Annotated in this window: 15 protein-coding genes; 1 reads left to right on the top strand and 14 read right to left on the bottom strand. The window is 46.2% G+C overall.

The annotated features are described in order from the left end of the window. Positions 1-52: 52 nt before the first annotated feature. Positions 53-223, bottom strand: coding sequence for a hypothetical protein (locus tag GC098_RS01990; RefSeq protein WP_171640473.1), 171 nt, complete (start codon positions 221-223; stop codon positions 53-55). 240 nt (positions 224-463) lie between these two features. On the opposite strand from GC098_RS01990, the gene GC098_RS01995 reads away from it, so the two are divergent. Continuing rightward, complete coding sequence (locus GC098_RS01995; protein ID WP_171640474.1) at positions 464-1258, top strand: AraC family transcriptional regulator; 795 nt, start codon at positions 464-466, stop codon at positions 1256-1258. A gap of 14 nt (positions 1259-1272) precedes the next feature. Here GC098_RS01995 and GC098_RS02000 read toward each other — a convergent pair whose 3' ends face one another. From GC098_RS02000 to phnM, 13 genes are all read right to left on the bottom strand, one after another. After that, on the bottom strand, positions 1273-2097 hold the full coding sequence (locus GC098_RS02000) for a phytanoyl-CoA dioxygenase family protein (protein WP_171640476.1): 825 nt from the start codon (positions 2095-2097) through the stop codon (positions 1273-1275). A gap of 219 nt (positions 2098-2316) precedes the next feature. After that, a complete protein-coding gene (locus GC098_RS02005; protein ID WP_171640478.1) occupies positions 2317-7923 on the bottom strand; it encodes a golvesin C-terminal-like domain-containing protein in 5607 nt (1868 codons plus the stop codon). Positions 7924-8259: 336 nt separating this feature from the next. Continuing rightward, positions 8260-9468, bottom strand: a complete 1209-nt coding sequence (locus GC098_RS02010) for an SGNH/GDSL hydrolase family protein (protein WP_171640480.1) — start codon at positions 9466-9468, stop codon at positions 8260-8262. A 164-nt stretch (positions 9469-9632) separates the two neighbouring features. After that, positions 9633-11216, bottom strand: coding sequence for an extracellular solute-binding protein (locus GC098_RS02015; RefSeq protein ID WP_171640482.1), 1584 nt, complete (start codon positions 11214-11216; stop codon positions 9633-9635). A gap of 67 nt (positions 11217-11283) precedes the next feature. Beyond that, the gene (locus GC098_RS02020) at positions 11284-12153 is read right to left on the bottom strand and encodes a carbohydrate ABC transporter permease (RefSeq protein ID WP_171640484.1); all 870 of its coding nucleotides are present in this window, start codon (positions 12151-12153) and stop codon (positions 11284-11286) included. A 13-nt stretch (positions 12154-12166) separates the two neighbouring features. Next, on the bottom strand, positions 12167-13114 hold the full coding sequence (locus tag GC098_RS02025) for an ABC transporter permease (protein ID WP_171640486.1): 948 nt from the start codon (positions 13112-13114) through the stop codon (positions 12167-12169). Positions 13115-13604: 490 nt separating this feature from the next. Beyond that, a complete protein-coding gene (locus tag GC098_RS02030; RefSeq protein ID WP_171640488.1) occupies positions 13605-14588 on the bottom strand; it encodes an NAD(P)H-binding protein in 984 nt (327 codons plus the stop codon). A gap of 227 nt (positions 14589-14815) precedes the next feature. Continuing rightward, on the bottom strand, positions 14816-15682 hold the full coding sequence (locus GC098_RS02035; RefSeq protein ID WP_171640490.1) for a PhnE/PtxC family ABC transporter permease: 867 nt from the start codon (positions 15680-15682) through the stop codon (positions 14816-14818). 1 nt (position 15683) lies between these two features. Beyond that, positions 15684-16469 carry a PhnE/PtxC family ABC transporter permease gene (locus GC098_RS02040; RefSeq protein ID WP_171640492.1) on the bottom strand — a complete coding sequence of 262 codons (786 nt, stop codon included), beginning with the start codon at positions 16467-16469 and terminating at the stop codon, positions 15684-15686. Beyond that, a complete protein-coding gene (gene phnC, locus GC098_RS02045; RefSeq protein WP_171640494.1) occupies positions 16459-17247 on the bottom strand; it encodes a phosphonate ABC transporter ATP-binding protein in 789 nt (262 codons plus the stop codon). The genes GC098_RS02040 and phnC overlap by 11 nt, the downstream gene beginning before the upstream one ends. Positions 17248-17286: 39 nt before the next feature. Then, complete coding sequence (locus tag GC098_RS02050; protein ID WP_171640496.1) at positions 17287-18348, bottom strand: PhnD/SsuA/transferrin family substrate-binding protein; 1062 nt, start codon at positions 18346-18348, stop codon at positions 17287-17289. Between the two features lie 84 nt (positions 18349-18432). Next, positions 18433-19161 carry a phosphonate C-P lyase system protein PhnL gene (locus tag GC098_RS02055; RefSeq protein ID WP_171640498.1) on the bottom strand — a complete coding sequence of 243 codons (729 nt, stop codon included), beginning with the start codon at positions 19159-19161 and terminating at the stop codon, positions 18433-18435. A gap of 13 nt (positions 19162-19174) precedes the next feature. After that, positions 19175-20356 carry a phosphonate metabolism protein PhnM gene (gene phnM / locus GC098_RS02060; RefSeq protein ID WP_171640500.1) on the bottom strand — a complete coding sequence of 394 codons (1182 nt, stop codon included), beginning with the start codon at positions 20354-20356 and terminating at the stop codon, positions 19175-19177. Positions 20357-20366 lie beyond the last annotated feature (10 nt).

The raw sequence follows: 20366 nt of genomic DNA on the forward strand, positions 1-20366 counted from the left end.
ACACCAGTGAGAAAGACGTAGGAACAGAGTTTTCAATCTATTTGCCTATGATCTAATGCCTCAACTTTCTTCTTGCTTCTAGCTCCTTCTTCAAGGCATGCTCAACGGATTCTGCAAGGATATCGAATTTCTCTGCAACGGTGTACGTCAGGATCTTTCCACAATGGATGCAGCGCTGTATTTGAATATCTGTGACTTTCGAACAATTTGTGCATTTAATCATCGTATGTCGTCCACCTTTGTAATTATCATACCTCCATTATACACATATACATCAAAAAGCCACCTATTTACCTACCCAAGTGAACACCCCAGGTGACACCAAGACTAACCAGATACTTACGGTAAGCGATGCTCATATACCTAACCTAAAACAATCGAGCGAATTAATATGAATTCATTTATAATGGATGTATATCCATACAAAATGTCAACTTCAGGCAGGTGAAAAGCAGTGTCCTACATGGATATACCCTATAGCTTAGGAGAAAAGTCAGTCGTTCCCCTTTGCAAGTTTATTTCCATTTGGAAGGTACAGGCCAACGACACCTATCAAGTAACTAAAAGTGCTGGATTTGCTACACCCGGGCTTTTTATTACTTATGAAGGAAATGGTGTCATCACCCTAGCCGATGACCGATACGACTTGTACCCTGGCTCCTTTTTCTTCGTTAAAGAAACAGTTCCATGTACTTACAATTGCGAAAATAATAATTGGAAATTTTATTTTATTGACTTCAGCAGCTTGGACATGGCTCACTTTCTCAACCTTCCTGTTGGAGAAATCTTATCCACTGCGAAGTTAAGCGAAGCCCTTCAATTATGCGAAAAAATCATTGAAACCCTGATCGCACAACCAACTGGTTATGCTTATTCCGCCAACATCCTACTACAGGAAGTGCTGCTCCTTTTTGCAAGGGAACAGTCGTTTTTGGCTGCTCCCAACCATAACGAAATGGACAGAATCCTCTATTTCATTCATAAAAACTTGAACAAGCCTATCCAAATCGATGAGCTTGTGCAAAAGAGCGGTTTGTCACGCACCTACTTCTTCGCCCGTTTTCGTTCCATGACCGGACATTCACCAAGCAGCTATATGCTAAAATTAAAATTAGAGTCAGCCAAAGTTTCTCTTGAAACGACTAATTTGCCTATCAAGGAAATAGCAGCTGCTCTGCATTTCTATGATGAGTTTCACTTCTCAAAGCTCTTTAAAAAGCACTATGGTATGCCGCCCAGCGTTTTTCGCCAAAAATAAACATTATTATCACTTCATTTATCGTGACCTCGCGGTTTTTTACCGCTCCACCTTTCATCAACCTTCTCATTGACCGATTGATATCTCGCATCTACGCTGATCCGATATTGGTTCGTCGTATTTTCAAGCGAACAATGCAGCAAATACATGCCGAAGATGAGAACATCGCCTGCTTCAAACGTTGTTGTAGCCCATTTTCCGCCGAATTTTTCCGTAATAACCAGCGGGTCGTCGGTGTAGTGCCCAATGCCGTCACGATCTGAATCCTTCGTCCCGTACGACTGTTTCAAATCTTCGAAACGATGAGATCCAAGGCAAATGGCAAGTCCTCCCATTTCATAGGATACATCCCCTAGTGGCGACCAAACCGTATAGACTTTCTCTGTACCTCTTCCCATGTAAACAATGTCATAATGAGCTCCAGTAAAATCACCCTTGCCTACCGCCCTAAGCCATTTGTAATGATACGTAAGCGAGGGTTCTCCCAGGAGTTCATCAAAAAAACGCATGATATGATCCCCGTTTAAAACATTAAGTAAAGCCGGCAGATCCTCATTCGTCCCCCCCATGAAGATGCTCTTGCTGCCATCAGCCATTCTGCCTTCTTCCAATAGAGTATCGCGATCGAGCTTCCCCATCTGTCCCATTTTCTCTAAAATACTCGTGCGTGCATGAAGCACCTTCGCTCGGTCATGGAATCCACGGATGAGTAAATATCCGTCTTCCTCCATCCGCTCGCGCAGCGCCACCACATCATGAACAATCTCGTTTGAGCTCCTCAGCTCTGTCAAATGTGGACCACCCAACTCCAACTCGCGACTTCCTACTTTCACCAACATTTGCACACACACTCCTCTGCGTAATTGACTTATAGCTTAAGTGTAGGTCAAATCCAGTCGTTGAACCATGGATGATCGCATTTTGTGCATGTATAATCGTACATTTTTAAATGTGTGTAAAAGAAACGGCTGCTTGCATGAAAAATTCCAATATTTTATGATTGTTCCAAAAAATAAAAGAGCCGAATGGATCGTTCTCATCCACTCAGCTCTTAGGGTTTATTTTACAATAATTTGTATAACGTCACTTACCGTTGTTCCATTTCCATTTATAAACTCACAGCGATATTGATAAATGCCAGGAACTTTTCCCGAAATTTGTGTAATTGCCGATTGGGCATTTGGTGTTTGTGAAGATAAAGATTGCGTTTTAATAAGTTCGCCATTTTCATATAATCGATATTGTGCTGCGTTCGTGCCCCACCACATATTAGCAGTAATGGTATAGGTCCCATCTTGATCCCAGTTGTCGCTGGACAACACAGGTTTGCCAGGATTCGCATCAGCCACGGTGACGGTGTGTGGATCACATGAAGTCGTTCCATACAAATTCGATAACACACATGTATACACATAGGTTCCGTTTGGCTTACCTTGAATAGGAATAATGGAAGTCTGGGCTGCTGGCGATGCATCGGCCAGTGACTTCGTTTGGATCAATTGGCCATTCTCGTACAACTTATACAGTGAGCCATTGTTTCCCCACCACATATTCATCGTAACCTCATAATTGCCATCATGTAAGCCTGTCGCAACACCACTATTATTCGAAAGTGTCGGTTTACCTGGCACCCCATTTGCAAGCAGTGCCGGACTGACGGAATGCCGTTCGAACTTGACTGCATCAGCCCTCGTATAGATCATATCGGCAGGAAGAGTTGACGGATCTACAGTTGTCGGAGTCTCCCTTGTTAAACGAACATACTCGCTGCCGTCTCCTGCAAAGTCGAACGTTCCAAGATTAACCCAACCCGACGAGCCGACCGTCGCATCGATATACGTGACCTCGGTAACCGACTGATGCTTCACTTCCACTTTGACGTGATTATCGTTTGCCGTCGTATGGACGAGCTTGTAGATGGAGACCGAATATCTCCCCTCTGGAAACTGGGCCTTCCACGTCGCCGATGATCCTTGAACTGTAGAGTAACGGGACTTAACACCAATTTTGTATCCGGCTAAATTGCTTTGGCTCCAAGACCCTGCCGTAGCGTATAACCCGGTCGTATTCGTGCTGTCGACAATAACCGTCAGGTCCCTGATCGTTATTGTCAAAGGTGGTGTTGTTAAGGTCACACCGTCCATCGTTACCGTGGCCCACACCGCGATGTGATCCGTGGCTCCATCGAGGCTTTGAAGGGTCAACAAACCGCTGCTGTCCACTGCAGCCAGATCGGTTCTATCAACGAAATACTGCACATTTGCATGTGTAAGATCACCGATCAGACCGTTGTCCAAATAGCCGGTTACGCTCAGTTGAGCAGCTTGAGTCATCTGCAGTTCGTCCCGATCCGACATAATGGCCACAGACTCTAATTGCTGCATTCTATTCGGGTCCACCCACATCACCGCATCGGCAACTACCCGTGACTTATTGGCCTTGTTGGTTAATTCGACATACCCACTATCGCCTGCTGCAAAAGGATAAGCTCCCAGGAACACCCACGTCCCATTGGCCGTTGATTCATCAACGGTAACCGTCTCGGAACCCCCGCTATAATAAACGGTAAAAGAGGCATTCGTTGCCCAATTTTCACTCGTGGCGGTGATTTGCGGAAGCTTGTAATACACGCTATAAGTGACACTTCCCGGCAGCTCCGGACGCCAGAGAATCTTGCTTGTCGCTGTACCTGTAGTCGATTTGGCATACACATAGTTATCGTAGTAATAGTCATTAGCCGTGGTATCCCGTATCCAGACGCCTTCTGTCTCCGCCTCCGAATTATCAACAATGATGGATGACCCCTCCTGCCACTCGGGTTGGACCGGCGTTACCGTTACCTGATCAGGCAGATATAGCGTCCGCTTGCGGGTCTGTTTTCCGTCCGATTCCACATAATAAGTGAAAGTTTGGGATAAATCGTTTACCCTTATCGACCATTCCATCGGATATATCGTATCTGGAACGGTCGTGTATGTGGCCCCGCCATCCAAGGAGTAATGGATCGTCGCCGGTTTCGTCGTTTTTGCCTCCACGTAAGCATCGTAGGACGTTTCGTCGGGCTTGACGATTAGCATACCTTTAACAGCATCTATTGGACTGTGAACATCGAAGAAATAGCTTGCATCCGATGTATCGGCCGTTCTGAGCTGGTGCAGCGGCACATCAATGTTGAGTCCCTCCACAATGATAGCGGTTATTCCCTTGCTTGAAACCGTGGCCTGAATGATTCCGCCTCTCATAACCGCTTGCTCTGGTGTGCCATTATCGCGGATGATGGTTACGGTATAATCTTGCGCCGGATTGAACCCGATGATTTGAGCATTCAATTCGATCGGAGTCTGTACTTCAGCAGTTGATTCGTTGCTTAATCCGATGTAGAACTTATTCCCGCTCTCCCCTGTTATCCAGTTCAATTGCGGATGGTTGGTCTTGATAATCCCTTTGGGCATCCAGAGCCAAACGTTCGAATTGCCGTAGAATTGACCTGGTTTATTCCCGTAGAGGTGATATTTGAACCATAAAAAATTAGTTTCGAATACGGAAGGGAATGTAATACTCCCATTCGATTTCAGCGATTGTTCGCTGATCAGATAATCCATCGTTTGCCCGAGCTGCGCCGGCATATGGTGATAATAGATGGATGTAGCCCCGCTTGGACCTTCCAGAGGAAAATCCGGTTCAAGTTGACTAACGGCGAAGCCTTTATAGTAATAACCTGGATAGCTGGAATATCGTCCGATGACCGCATTATGAGCGATATCCTGCAGCAGTTTATTGCCTGTATAGAGCGACAATCTCAGCATGAATGGAGCCTCCTGCGCATTCATCCGATAATAGCCGGTTGTACTTCCCGCTTCAAACGTCAACCCGTTGGGTGAAACAAGCCAACTTTCCGCTTGTACACCCCCGGCTACATCTTCTGGGAGCTTGCTCCTAGGATAATCGTATTTACCGCTTGCCGGCCAATGGAATGACTCCGCGTAATTATACGTCTCCGGCTGCGGAATCGTAACGGTGCCTCCGGGAACCGGACGAGCAACGAACATGGTAGCGTACTGTTTGGCTTCCTTGTAAGCGGCATTCAAGTATTTGGGATCCTTCGTTTCCTCGTAAAGCTCCAAGATCTCCATCCATAGCTTGCTATAATAATAAATAAACTCATTTTTACTCACATTCACGGATTCCGGGGTATCGATATTCTGAGTGATATAGCTGTCGGCTGCAGCCTTGGCAGCCTGTAAATATTGCGCTTCCCCCGTCATACGATACATCATCAGGGGCTGAATGACAGGACCCCGATCTTTCTGATCAGGATTGCGCACAAGGTACTCTTGCTGCCCTAGCGCTTGAATTCCAGCCGAAGTGCCCATCATTTGATTGACAGCAGCTACGCTTGAAACATCGAACGGCAAGGTTGCCATTTTCCATAACGACGGCACGCCGTATACGGGCTTCTGCGTCGGCGACCAACCGATACCATTTCGCGATACACCGTACTGGATGGACGGCAGCGCTCTCGTATCGTAAAGCTGGTCGTCTCCGGTCAAGTAGTAAGCCCCTAGAAGAACCGCATTCGATGTTGTTCGAACGCTATCCTCGTTCTCGATGTCAATGAAGCCCTTGGCTCGATTCCACCACCCGCTGGGCGACGGAACATAATTAACAGAGTCGTCACCCTGCGGCTCTATCTTGAGCAGATCGATCATATTGAACATCGCATCCGTAAGCGACTGATCGGCGACATTTTCCCGGTATGCGGAATAACCGTATTCATTACGTATAATATCCTCGTAGGCATCATACAGACTGCTCCGTTGTGCGATCAATCCCATATGAAACTGGTACGTGCTTTCTGCGGTCATTTGCGAATAAGTCCCTAGTTGAGGAGCATAAAGGATCGGCTGCACGCTGCCCTCGTTGTTGACAAGACTCATGCCAAGCCGTTGTTTCGTAACGCCTCCCGTCGGTTCAAATTCGACCGGAAGCTCTTCCGACGGTGCAAATACGCCATACGTCAAAGCGTTCCCTGCACCGTCATTCTTTTCAATCAGACTCATTGGAGCGCTCAGCTCCCTTAAGCTTGTTGATTCTACAGAACCTACCATTTTTGCATGCGACCTGAAACCATTCAACACTTCATTGATGCCAGTGATTAATTCTGTTGTGAAAGACTGATAGCCGATCACATAATTGCCATCCCGGCGAGGTGTAAAGGCGAAGGAAACATCTGGTTTATCCCCTGACATGGACCAGTTCACTTGTAAATCGTAATCGCTTCCATGCAAAGAATCGGTTAATACTGCAGTATGGCTATCAGGGAAATTGATCCCGTCGAAAGTAATCCAGCGTTTGTTCATCGTATCGTAGTAATTGGTTCGACTCCCCGCATTCCCATCCAATAAGACCCATTGTTCTTCAAGTCTTTCCGCCGTATTATTGATTGGCACCCAGTTCCCCGTATCCGTGTCCTTGTAGAACAGATCACGAACGATGGATTTGCCTCCATCCCAAGTAGCTTCATAGAAGGTCGCCTTATAGTTTGCGTTTTCGATGCTGCCTTTTTCCGTATAACTGAGATTCGCCAATGTGCGGCTGCGCAGCGGAGGCAACGGTGGGGCCTGCTGCTGGATATTTCCTTCGAACTTGACGCTATCTGCCCGCGTAATGATGGTGCCCGTCGTAGGTTGCGTTCGAGTCAGCCTGACAAATTCGGTATCATTACCACTGAAATAATACTCCCCCAAATCAACCCATCCGACAGATGGGCCCGAAGAGGGCCTGAGATCCATAAACATGACATCCGTAATCCCATTGTGCACAATTTCGATTTTTACATTACTATCTGCTTTATCCGCCCAATTAAGCTTGTAGAACGATATTCTCGCCGTTCCTGCTTCCAACCGCGGATTCCATGTGATGCTTCTTCCCACAGCATCCGTATATTTGGAACTGGAATTATTGTATCCCTTCACTCCCGCACTTGTGGTCCAATAAGGAGCGGAGTACCCGTTATTCGCGTTATCCACATCGCTGGTAACGACATCATCAATCGTGATGCTTCCATCATCAATGATGATCGTCTTATGAGGCTCTTTCTGCTGAATATTCCCTTCGAACTTGACCGCATCAGCACGCGTAAGTATCGTGCTGGTGGTGCTGGTAGACCGAGTCAATTTAACGAATTCTTCACCAACCCCGGAGAAATAATACTCTCCCAAATCAACCCATCCCGCAGGAGCGCCGAATGAAGGTCTCAGATCCATAAATAGAACATCCGTCATCCCGTTATGAACAATTTCGATTTTTACATTGCTATCCGCTTTGTCCTCCCAGTTAAGCTTGTAGAACGATATTCTCGCCGTTCCTGCTTCCAAACGTGGATTCCACGATATGGTTCTGCCTGCTGTACTCGTATATTTGGAACTGGAATTATTATACCCCTTCACCCCGGTACTTGTGGTCCAATTGGGCGCCGAGTATCCGTTATTCGCGTTATCCGCATCTGGGGTTACAACCCCGTCGAGCGTGATGCTCCCGTCATCGATGATGATTGTCTTAAACGGGAAGGTCTCCGCATTAGCGGTCCTTATCCCGGATAGGCTTAAAGGAACTATCATCGTCATGATGAGAACGATTAAGAAAAACAGCTTACTTTTTATCATAAAACTCACATCCTTTCCATGATTTGCTTTCAAACAATACGGATTTCAACGAATGAATGCTGGGATCATAGAGCGACCCTCAAATTGATAACGCTTTCAAAATAAAAACCAACCTCCTTTATTCGAATTGTTGTGACGCAGCAATTATCCGTATCGGTCTGACTAGTCCCTACGTCTTTTTTTATCTTAGCATGTCATATAACCGTAAAATTTCTTTAATTTCAAGAATTTCTTATAAGATTTTATGTCAAAAAAGAAACCTACGTCGTATTGGACCGCTCAACTGCAGTCAGATACGATGTAGGTCTTACAATGGAAATAAAGCCGATTTATCAATTATAATGGCGGCTGCACCAGCAACAACTTCCCAAGCTGAATCACCGTTTGCTTGTACCAATCCGGATGCTGCCGTTCATGCTCCAAACTTCGTTCATTGCCACTTGCCTCAAACACTGCCACTTTATCTGTCATCTCGGCATCGATTTCGAAGTGAATTGTATGTTTCCCATTCGGAAGTTCCGGCAAGAAAACATACTGATTCCGATTATGATCGTTAAATGGCGTGAATCGATCGATGAGGAAAGGTTCCCCGTCATCCACCGTTACTTTCAATCTGCCGGAATCGGGTCCCCCGATATCGAACAGCCCGATGTGAGTGCCTTCGAACTGCACCGTGATAGCCTCCCCCGGATCGACCGCTCGCCATAGGCCGGGGAACAACCAATTGTACTCGCGGACCAAAGCAAAATCATCGGGGGTCATATAAGACCATCCTGCCGAAAAATCGGCATGGCCATCCAGCGGCACCATAGCGGCGTACTCCCAAGGATTGGCCGGGACCAAAGGGTCCTGAGGCAAGTTATGTTCGACCCTTCCCAAGCGACCTCGAAGTTCACTCATTTTCTCAAACGACCGGGTGATCGTATCCGTGTAAATCTGGTGCCCTTCGGGAATTGTCGGATGGATCGAATCATGCGTAAAAAAAATAGCTCCGGAAATGGACTCGTCTGCCTTTGAGGTAAAAATAAGCTTTCCCTCCGAAACCAAATGACTGACCGCTACGCCCAGATGAATCGAAGGAATGCCATAATAGTCGGCCACATCCTCTTGCATAAGAGCTCCCTTCTGGTATTCCCCGGACTGAAATCCGACCACATCCCGCTCCTTCAGCGTATAAACGAACAGGATATCGGTAAACCGGCTCCGCTTGCGGATTTGACGGACGATCCCTTCGATCCGCGCTTTGGACTCGGGGACTCCGCCATCGTTACCGACAAATTCAACAAACACTAGATCAGGCTGATGACGCAATACATCCGTCTCCAAACGGGCGCAGCCCAAATCCGATCCAGTTCCGTCAATGCCTGCATTCACAGAGCGAATATCCGCCTTGGGATATTTCTCACGAAGCCATTCAGCCGTCATTACACGGTATCCTTCAGAACGGGTATTACTGCCGCCAAAATAGACTATGGTCACCGTGTCCTCATTTTCCAACTTTTGAATTACATTTGGAAGGCCTTCCCTAGGAAATAATTCCTTCATCGTCACTTCACCTAACCTCACTTATCTTTTTTAGGAGCATACAACTAACATGGTAGTCCTTTTTATCTGAGTTTTTTTACATGATTTCGAGAAAAATTCATACATTTTTTTGCCCCCTAGACCAACAAAGAGAGTGGCAACTAATTGCCACTCTCTTTGTTTATTTACTTGATTAAGCCTGCTTCTTTAAACTGCTTGGTTGCTGTGTCCTTATATTTCTGCATGTCAAACTTGGTATCCAACGTTTTGAGGAAATTATCCCAGTTGGAAAGAGGGTCTTTGCCCGTCATAAATTTGACCAAGCTTTCATTAATGAAACGTTGGCGGTCAGCTGCCAACGTATCGCTCGGGTCTGCAGTCAATATATTCCCGGGCAAAGTAGGCGCCACATATTTCTGGTTGTCATTAAAAGCTTCTGTCGTCTTTGGATTCTGGAAGCTGAAATACTCGGCATCATCGCCACGACGCGCCATTTTATAATGTTCGACCCACTGGTACTTTTCTCTCATATCCTTCGATAACTCGGAGGTTTTGTTTTTGACCTTGCCGTCCACCAGATCCCAATGAATCCCTTTAAGTCCGTAAGCGAAATTCGGGTATGCTTCTTTGTCCGTAAAGAGATATTCCAGCATAGACAAGATCCGAATGATTTTGTCCTTATCCGCTTTCTTGGAAATGGCCCATGAATTGCCTTGGAACGATTTTCTCTCCAATATTTGATCGCCGTAAGGCCCTTTCATTGGAGGAATTACGATCCATTCCGGCACCTCTCCGCCGATTTCTTTCATTTTCTGTTGGGCATCCGGTTCCAGCCTACGGACATCTCTTATCATGAAGCCGACTTTACCCTTATATAACTTTTGGTCCAACAAATCGGGCGTATTCATCGTCACCCAGTCCGGATCCACAACTTTGGCTGTCATCATTTTATTGATATAAGCTAACGCCTCCTTCATTTTGGGATCGGTAAACAGGAACACCGGTTTATTGTCTTTCACTTCAATAGCTGAGGGAGGATTGACGCCAAACATCCACATTAAATAATCGAACCCGTAGGTTTGCAAAGTGCCCTCTTTATTCATACCACCAATGAAGCCATACGTATCGTTCTTGCCATTGCCGTCCGGGTCTTTCTCTGTAAAAGCTTTCATCACTTCGAACAGCTCATCAGAGGTTGTCGGCACTTTCAGATTCAACTTTTTCAGCCAATCATTTCGGAGGAAGAGGCTTCTAACACCATTTACATTATCATAACCTGGAACTGCAATGGTTTTTCCCTGATAGGACACCGCATCCCAGGAGTCTGTACCGAAACGCTTCTTCAATTCGGGAAATTGATCCAGATACGGCGTCAAGTCTGCAAGAACGCCTTGGTCATAATATTGCGCGAGATCAGCCCGGCTCTTCAAGAAGAGCATATCTGGAATATCTCCACCGGCAATGAGCGTATTTAGTTTGGTCGTTGCTTGCCCCGCTTGGGGAATCATCATATCCAGTTCGATATTCACCGCCTTCTCTAACATTTGGCGTTGGACATCTTCTTCACGAGGAGGAATCGGAGCAGCAGCGTTGAAAGTACCTTGGTTAAACATCGAGATTTTCATTTTGTTTGCAAACTGGTTCGGCTTGCCTTGAGAGCTGCTCGAAGCTGTTGGCGTCACTTCTGTTTTTTCTCCACATCCTGACAATACCGCTCCCAACCCTACCATTGCTGTCAGAATAGTTAATGAAATCTTTTTACGTTGCATATTGACCTCTCCTCTTTGCTTTTATATTATCACGGTTTCCCCGTAACAACCTAGGTAAGAATGCCATTTAACCTTTAATCGATCCCATGAGCACACCTTTGGTAAAATGCTTTTGCATAAATGGGTAAACGATCAAAATCGGAACCGTTGTCACGACTACAGCAGCCATTTGCACAGCGAATTTGCTAACCATTCCGGTACTGGCGATCGAATCAGCGCTTTGTGTTGCGACGTTCAGCAAGATGTTGCGCAAGATAACTTGAAGTGGCATTAAGTTGGAATCATTAATGTAAACAATAGCATCGAAATAACTGTTCCAATGCCCGACTGCGTAAAATAAGGAAATCGTGGCAAGGACGGGCAAGGACAGGGGTAAAATGATCCTCCACAACGACTGAAGCTCACTTGCACCGTCTACCCTCGCTGATTCCTCGATTTCAGGAGGCAATTGCTCGAAAAAGCCTTTAATGATCACCAGATTAAATGCACTAATGAGATGCGGTATAATCAATACCCACGGACTGTCTAGCAATCCCAGAGAGCGGATTAACAAATACGACGGAATTAACCCTCCGCTAAACATCATGGTAAACACAATGAATAGTAAAAATGGTTTGCGCCCCGGCAAATATTTTTTGGATAACGGATAAGCCGCCATTACCGTAAAAAACACATTAAGCGCAGTACCTACAATCGTTCGAAACAACGTAATTTTATACGCTTGCCCAATACCATGAGAAATGAATACTTCTTTATAGGCTGTAAAGGTAAAGGATTCTGGTATAATAACAATTCCTTTTCTTAACACTTCCGATTCAGGCGTCACTGAAACAGCAACCACATATAAAAAGGGGAGTAAACAAATTAGGGATAGTAAACAAAGAATGAAATAAACGGCTACTTGCCATACTTTTTCCCCGAATGTCTGATTGATCATACCCAAAACCACCTCACCAAATTTGACCATCGAATTTTTTGGCGAGCTTGTTCGCAGCCAAAACTAAAATAAATCCGATGACAGCTTTAAACAATCCTACAGCAGTAGCCAACCCAATCTTAAGACGCTCCAACCCTTCACGGTATACCCATGTGTCGATAATATCGATCTTCTCCTGGTTAAAGGTGTTGGCAAACATGAATATTTGGTCAAAGCCAGCGTCCAGAATATGGCTTAGTTTAAGGATCAGCATCAGAATAATGACTCCTCGAATGCCGGGTAATGTTACATGCCACAGCTGTCTCCACTTGGAAGCGCCATCAATCCGGGCCGCTTCATATAAGCTCGGATCGATTCCTGCTAATGCTGCAAGGTACAATATGGCTCCCCATCCGATATCCTTCCATATTTCAGATAAGATAATCAGCAGTCTGCCCCAGGCGGGTTCCGTCAGGAAGGAGATCGGTTGGATGCCATTTTCCTTCAAAATCATGTTAAAAAGGCCATCTCCTGGGGCTAGTAATGCCACCATAAGTCCATAAACAATGACCCATGACAGAAAATGGGGCAAATAAGTGATCGTTTGTACGATTTTCTTAAACCATTGGGTATAAACTTCATTGAGAAGCAAAGCAAGTACGATGGGAGCCGAGAAGCCGAATAATAGCTTGTACAGCGAGATGATAATCGTATTTCTCATAATGTCCCAGAAATATACCCCGTTAATAAAATCTTTAAAATTTTTCAATCCCACCCACGGGCTATCCCATAGTCCCAAGGCCAAATTGTAGTTTTTGAAAGCAATAACGATTCCCGCCATAGGAATGTATTTGAATATTGCAAAATACAACAATGCCGGGAATAAAAGAGCATACATCACTTTATACGTTCGTATCGTTCTTATCAAAGATTTCCACTTGGGAGGGAGGGGGATGGCGTCCGCTGCCAATTTCGTTTGCATTTCATCACCTCAACTTTATTTATATTTTTATAATAGCATCCCAAAATCGGATAAATTTCTGTGATTTCTAGAATTTCTTATAAGATATTAAGTAAGAGAGCCTGGGAAAATCCCAATACACTTTGCATGAAAAAAGGAATTCTGATTTTCAAGCTGAAAATGATAAGTACTTTGTTAATTTATTGGAAATGTAAAAATATAGCCTCTCCAACCATGCCCGTAAACTGGAAAGAAGGCTGCCATGTGGCAACCCTTTTTTATCTTGGCTCATGCCATTGAAGCAGTCTCAGCTTACAACCACCGATTCTTTCTAGGCGTGGGATGGCGTTAACGACCGAACCTGCGATTCCGAGCAGTTCCTCCGCAGTAATGCCCGGTCCGCCGCACAGACGCCATGTTTCTCCGAGACCTTCTCGATGGCATCAAGCATCTGACTTGAGCCAAGCAAATGGTTCATTATTCTATTTCCTCCAACCTCGTTAGTGATTGATTACTTACTATTAGTTTTAAAAAGAGAGCCATTTCTTCTCTGCAGCGCGTGAATCGTAGCCGTGATTCCCTTCTCGAAGGCAGTCGCCCGTGCCGGTCCGATCAACCGCTCGTATTTCTCCCCGCTCAAGACAAGCGGCTCTTCGGTCAAATAGAGCATCTCCACGACCTCCTTCATTACAGGCACAGCCATACCGAGCAAAGACAGCCCGACTCTCCCAAGAGGAATGACCGATTTGGCACTACCGCTTGCCTGCTGGGCTATTTGCACGATCTCCCTGCCCGAGATCAAGCCTGCGCCAGGTATATGCCAGTTCAGCCCATAAGCATCATCCCTGCCGGCGAGCTCCGCGATCATGAACGCCGCGTCCGGTAAGTAAACGAACTCGCGGGGGACACGCATATTACCTATGAAGAATGCCATCTTGCCAGTCGCGATCGCTTCGAGAGTAGAGCCCAGATAAGAAGCCTCATTCGCCGTTGGGCCGTAATAATCCGGCAAGCGGACGATCATGACCTTAGCCCGGCTCCACCGCCCATCGAACAGCATCTTCTCGTAAGCGAGCCTAATCTTGCCCTTCTTCGTATGCGGCTGCTTAGGATGCTCCTCGGTCGCCCGAGCCATCTGTCTTCTTCCATAGGGATAAATGCCGTCGATTGCGACTAATTTTATGCTCAGCCGATCTGCGGCCTCCATCACCGATTCACCAAGCGGAATCAGCTTGCTTACCATCTCGTGATATGGTACGTTCGCACAATGGAACAGGACGTCCGCCCCCTCCGAAGCGGAGACGATATCATCCGGACGGAAAGCATCACCTACCGCAATCGTCAGATGCTCTGGATAACCCAGCCTAGCCCTAAGATCCTCCAGTTTCTGACGAGATCTCCCGAATGCTACCGTCCGAATTCCTCGCTTGACCAGCTCTTCCGCAACTGAAGCCCCCGTGCCTCCCGTTGCTCCTACTACAATCGCTTTTTCCATAGGATCCACCTCATTTTATATTTTGTGATTGATCAATCACTAACCCGAAAACAATATAACATCCAGTTATTGATTGGTCAATTACTTTTTTTTAAAAAAATCCGTTATCCTCCTCCTATTCCCTTCAACGAGTATTATTCAAAGTAATGAATCAATTCGTGGCGCTCTCCCAGATATATAAAAAAAGGCCGCAAGCTAGAAGCTCACGACCTTCAATCCGATTGATTTTACACTTTCGATCGGAGCTTTTTCTTAATCCTTGTAGCTAGAATTTCGAGCATGACCGCGAAGAAAAGGATGAAGTAAGTGATAACCCCAACTTCTCTGACGTCATAATAGAAACCGCTGGCCATAAACATGTCAAAACCGATGCCGCCTGCGCCCGCTGCGGCTCCCATAGCAACAGCAACGGCGAAGTTGATCTCGAACCGCATAAATGTCCACGAAATCAGATAAGTGATAGATGACGGAATGACAGCCTGAAAAACGATTTGCCACCAATTGGCACCGCTCGCTTTCAGGGCTTCAATGACACCCTTATCCAGTTCCTCAAACGATTCCGAAAAGGCTTTTACTAAATAGCTGACGGAATGAAACGTCATGCCAATTACCGCAGCAACGCTCCCCAAACCAGCGGCAACCGCAAAAATCAGTACCCAAAGCACGGTAGGAACCGCTCTGATAAAAGTAACGCCACCTTTAATCGTCATCGAAACCAAATTGGAGGATAGATTACGGGCTGCAAACAAAGCCAGAAACAAAGCAATGATGGCTCCGAATAGCGTGGTCAGAAAGGCCAAGCCCAACGTGATAATAACTTTCTGGATCGCCTCTAGGAATGTAAAATGCTTCAAATGCGGCTCAAAAAACATCGTTTTTATTGTCGCAGCTGTTGAACGTATACCGTCAAAAAGGTTGATTTCCTTGTAGTCGAAGGTGGCAAACCCATAAACAGTCAACGCTGCCAGAAGCCCTAAAGTAAGCTGAATGATTAGTGTTGCTTTGCTAAAGGGCTTTGCCTTAATCCGAAGCTGAGGCTTCCTCAGCTGGTCCTCAGCCTCGTTCGCATTTCCGACGAACTCATGGAGTGCCATATTATAGAATCACTCTCCTGACATAATTGGAAACCACTTCAATCAGCATAATGGCAACCACAATCACGATTACGACCAAGGAGGCAGAGCTATAATTCAGGCTTTTGTAATACAAGCTGAACAGAAAACCGATTCCCGTTCCCGTCAAGATTCCGATCAATGTCGCTTGGCGGATGTTGGTTTCAATCATAAACAAGATCCAACTGAGCAGTTGTGGCATGCTCGAAGGAATAACAGATTGAAAGATGATCGAGAAATAAGGGGCACCTGTCGCTCTTAACGCCTCCACCGAACTGCTGCTCACTTCATCAATAGATTCAATGAAGGCTCGAGTCATAAATCCGAAGGAGCCGAAGAAGAGGGCAAAGTAGCCTGTCATCACATTTTGCCCAAAAGAAAACAGAAGAATCATCGACCATGCGGCTACGTCAATATTTCGAAACAAGGTTGCGATTGAACGGCTGATCCAACTTACCACTCCGCCTACCCCCGTCGTATTGGAGCCAAGGATGGCAAATAACAAAGCAAATACAGAAGCTACTGTCGTCGCTGCAATTGATACCAACACTGTTTCCACCAGCGATTCGGCGATTGCAGGAAGCTTCTTCATCGCTTTTTCATTGGGGTAGAAGTTCTGGAAAGCCCATTCAGCTGCTTTGGGAATCGAGGTAAACCCTTTGACCACGTTATATTCTGTTATCATAATAGCGACCACGGTGATCAGAATGAGCAGAGCGTAATACATCAAGGAATTCCTTCTTTTTCTGGCAAAAAAGTTAGCCTGCATGCCGACCTCCCTGATCTGTCACTAACTCGTGCAGATCTGGGCCGTAGATTTTGCTGAGCTGTCCTGTGTTGATATGTGTCGGAGAGCCATCATACACAATGCTCCCCTTATTCACGCCTATGATTCGGTCCGAATATTTCAGCGCCACATCCACCTGATGCAAATTAATAATGACGGTAATCCCCATTTTGGAACAGATGCTGCGCAGGTGCTCCATAATGATTTTGGAAGCATTGGGATCTAAAGAGGCGATCGGTTCATCACACAGCAGCATTTTGGGGTTCTGAACCAAAGCTCTGGCGATCCCAACCCGCTGCTTCTGCCCCCCGCTTAGCTCGTCACAGCGTTTATAAATCTGCTCCTCCAAGCCGAGCATTTGCAGGATGCTGTAGGCATGTCTCTTCTCCTCCTCGGAGTAGAGGCCAAACATGCCGGCCAGAGTTGACTTGTAGCCAAGCCTGCCATGCAGGACGTTCTCAATTACGCTAAGCCGGTTAACCAAATTATAGTGCTGAAAGATCATCCCGATGCGTGTTCTCAGCTTCTTCAACTCGCTTTTCTTGAAACCCATTACATTAGCGCCATCAAATATGATCTCTCCGCTGCTTGCGTCAATCATCCGGTTAATGCACCGAAGAAGGGTTGATTTCCCCGCTCCGGAAGGTCCGATGATAGAAACGAATTCTCCTTCTTTCACAGCGAAGTTAACATTAGATAACGCTTTTGTATCCGCGCCATACTGCTTTGATACCTGCTTGAATTCCAATAACGTTGTCATGGTTAACTCCCTTGGCAGATTAGGTAGACAGAATTGATATTATGGCTTGGACAACTCTCTGACTGGGTTGAACCAGGCATCTTCGACAGTTAGGAATCTCTCCTTGCCTGACTTTTGCTTGAACAAACCGGAATCCTTTGAATCCTTAGGCAGGATAATCTTAGGGTTCTTGGTCACGGCATCCGATGTGAAAGCATCCTTCAATTTTTTCTGATCTTCTGCGCTAATCGTGCTTGTATTGACGGCAAATGGCGAGTTCAGAACAGGTGTTACGGAAATGAGCGAAAACTCCTTGCCGATAAGCGTATTGAACGGCTCAGCTGCGCCTTGTTTAATTTTATAAACCGCTCCCGCCTTGTTGGCTGTACCAGATGACAGCTCGACATAATTGGATACGCAGGTATCACAGAATGCAGCAACATCTGCTTTGCCGGTCAAAAGGTTGACTGCAGCGCCCTGATGCGAGCCGCCAAACAGCACTTCGCTGAAAAATTTGTCCTTCCCGCCTTGAATCAGATCATCGGTAGTCAGTTTCTTATATTTATCCTGCTTGCTGAAATAGCTTACAATTCCTGCGGATGGCACTTTAAAGCCAGATGTGGACGAGTTGGACACGAAAGAAAACTTCTTACCGGCAATGTTGTCGATCGCAAAACTACTGCCACTTTTATAGGCTTCTTCGTCTCCTTTTCTCACATTCAGCCAACTGTAATAGACCGCGTCATCCAGCGTTCCAGACTCACCGCTTGGCACAACGAGTGGTTGAACCTTTTTATTTTTAGCATTCGCTTCAATGTAGCCTTGAGGTCCCATGAAAGCTAAATCCGCATTCCCGCTGGCAATGGCTTCGATGGCAATAATATAATCCGTTGTCGTTTTATGCTCGACTTTCTTTCCTGTTGCTGTTTCAATGACCTTGCCAAGCTCATCGCGGGCATCTTTCAGATCCGCTCCGGACTCATTGGGGTACCAAGCAATCGTGATGGTGTCCTTCGTTTTTACGGGTGCAGCAGCTTGCTCAGCGTCGCCAGCCTTCGATGCGCAGCCTGTAACTACAGCTGCAAGGGTTAATGAAATAGCAAGTGCAAATATTTTTTTCAATTTAACTCTCCTCCCGATTTGCAAAGCTTTGTAATGGACAACCTCAGTTTCCAAGCTATATATCAACGGACAGTTTGGACAGTTTTAATGTGCTGTAAGGTTGCTCTGTCGTTCAGCCATTAAGAATCTGCCGTCCTTTATTTGATATTCCCGGTTGCACAGGTTCTGCATAAACGCAAGGTCGTGGAAAATACCCAGCATGGTCGTGCCTTCCTTCATCAGCTGTTCGATCAGTACCTTTACTTTCACTTTGGAGCCGTGGTCCAGACTCGCCGTGGGCTCATCCAGCAGCAGTAGTCTCGGCCGCTTGACCATCGCTCTGGCGATGTTTAGACGAAGCTTTTCACCACCGGAGAAGGTTCCAGGATAGCTGTCCCATAAGCTTCGATCCAGCTCGAAATGCTCCAGCATTTTTATGGTTTCATTTTCGGCATAATCCGTGTCGTGGCCCATCTCTACGATGGCATGACGGACCAGCTCTCTGGCCGTCGTGCGTGGCATCACATTCAGAAATTGAGAGACGTACCCGATTTCAAATTTCCGCAATTCAATGATCATTCTTTCTGGAGCGGTTACCAGATCAATCCGGCCAAAACGCTGCGAGTTATACCAGATATTTCCTGAATGAGGCAGATACGTACGGTAAATGCATCTCAAGACCGTCGACTTTCCACTTCCGCTTTTCCCAGTAATTCCAACGAATTCGCCCTCTTTCAGATAGAGGCTTACGTCTTCAACTGCATTAATATGTTTGTTCAAGTTGTGCAAAGTGAAAGATTTGGACAACTGTTCGATAGACAGAAGGCTATCCATGCCATCACCCCCATTAGATTCTGTAATTCGTTTTCTGTATCAGCTTTCCATCCACCATCACAGCCGTAATGACCGGGAAATCATCGGGCTCCAGCCGCTCAATAATGAGCAGATCCGCCTTTTTGCCTTCTCGAATCGAACCTAAAATCCCGTCCATGTTGACGGCTCTTGCAGGATTCAAGGTCACGAGCTTGAACATTTCGACCAAGCCCTTCTCATACTGGCTGGCTAGCTGGAAGACCGCGTGAAGCATCGCAGCCGGATAATAGTCACTGCACAGAATATCAATGGAGCCATCATTTACGGCTTCTGCCGCAGAAAGGTTGCCGCTGTGCGAGCCTCCCAGAATGACGTTTGGCGCGCCGGCTATCGTGAATAAGCCTTTTTCCTTCGCTTTGCGAGCAATGTCCAGCGTAATCGGGAATTCGCTGATGGTCGTGCCGAAGCTCTGCACCAGGTCGAGCTTTTCCACAGAATCGTCATCGTGTGAAGCAATAGCGATGTTTCTGGCTTTGGCCATCTCCGCGATTTCGCGGATGGCGTCGACGGTCATTTTCTGCTTTGACTGGTGATTCGCAATAATGAGCTCCACATTTTCATCAGAAACGTCCTCATATCCCCGAATCGTCTTTTTATACAGCTCTAAATCTCTGTACTGTCCTTGCCCCGGCGTGTGATCCATAAATGAAAGGAGATGGACTTTCTCCTCCATGATGTACGCTTTTAAGCTTTCGATTTCTTCCAGATTATCAATCTCGAACCGGGCATGAAAGCGGTGACGAACCAAATGCTTGCTATGGTGGGTTTGATCGATCAAATCGACCAGCTTGCGAACATTCTCAGGCTCCCGGATAGGCCGGTACTTGTAGTCAACTGATTTGAAGATAGACAAGGAGTGGTACATCGTCGTAATGCCGTGAGAAATCAATTCCTTCTCCGTTTCGCGGAGGCTCAGGCGGAAATCAATTAAAGAAGTCGGTCTTGGAGCTGTCATATGCTCTATATAGTCTGAGTGGATGTCGATCAATCCCGGGGCAATGTATCCGCCGCTGGCATCAATAATTTCGGTGTTCGCATCAGGAGTAAACTCTCCTCTGCGGACAATCTTGGCGATTCGATCTTCGTAAACGAATAGGTCATAACCTTCTAATAGCGTCTCTTCGGTAATAATAATTCCGTTCGTTATCAGATACATGGGATGGCTC

Source organism: Paenibacillus phytorum, from assembly GCF_013141715.1.
GTDB classification, from domain to species: domain Bacteria; phylum Bacillota; class Bacilli; order Paenibacillales; family NBRC-103111; genus Paenibacillus_E; species Paenibacillus_E phytorum.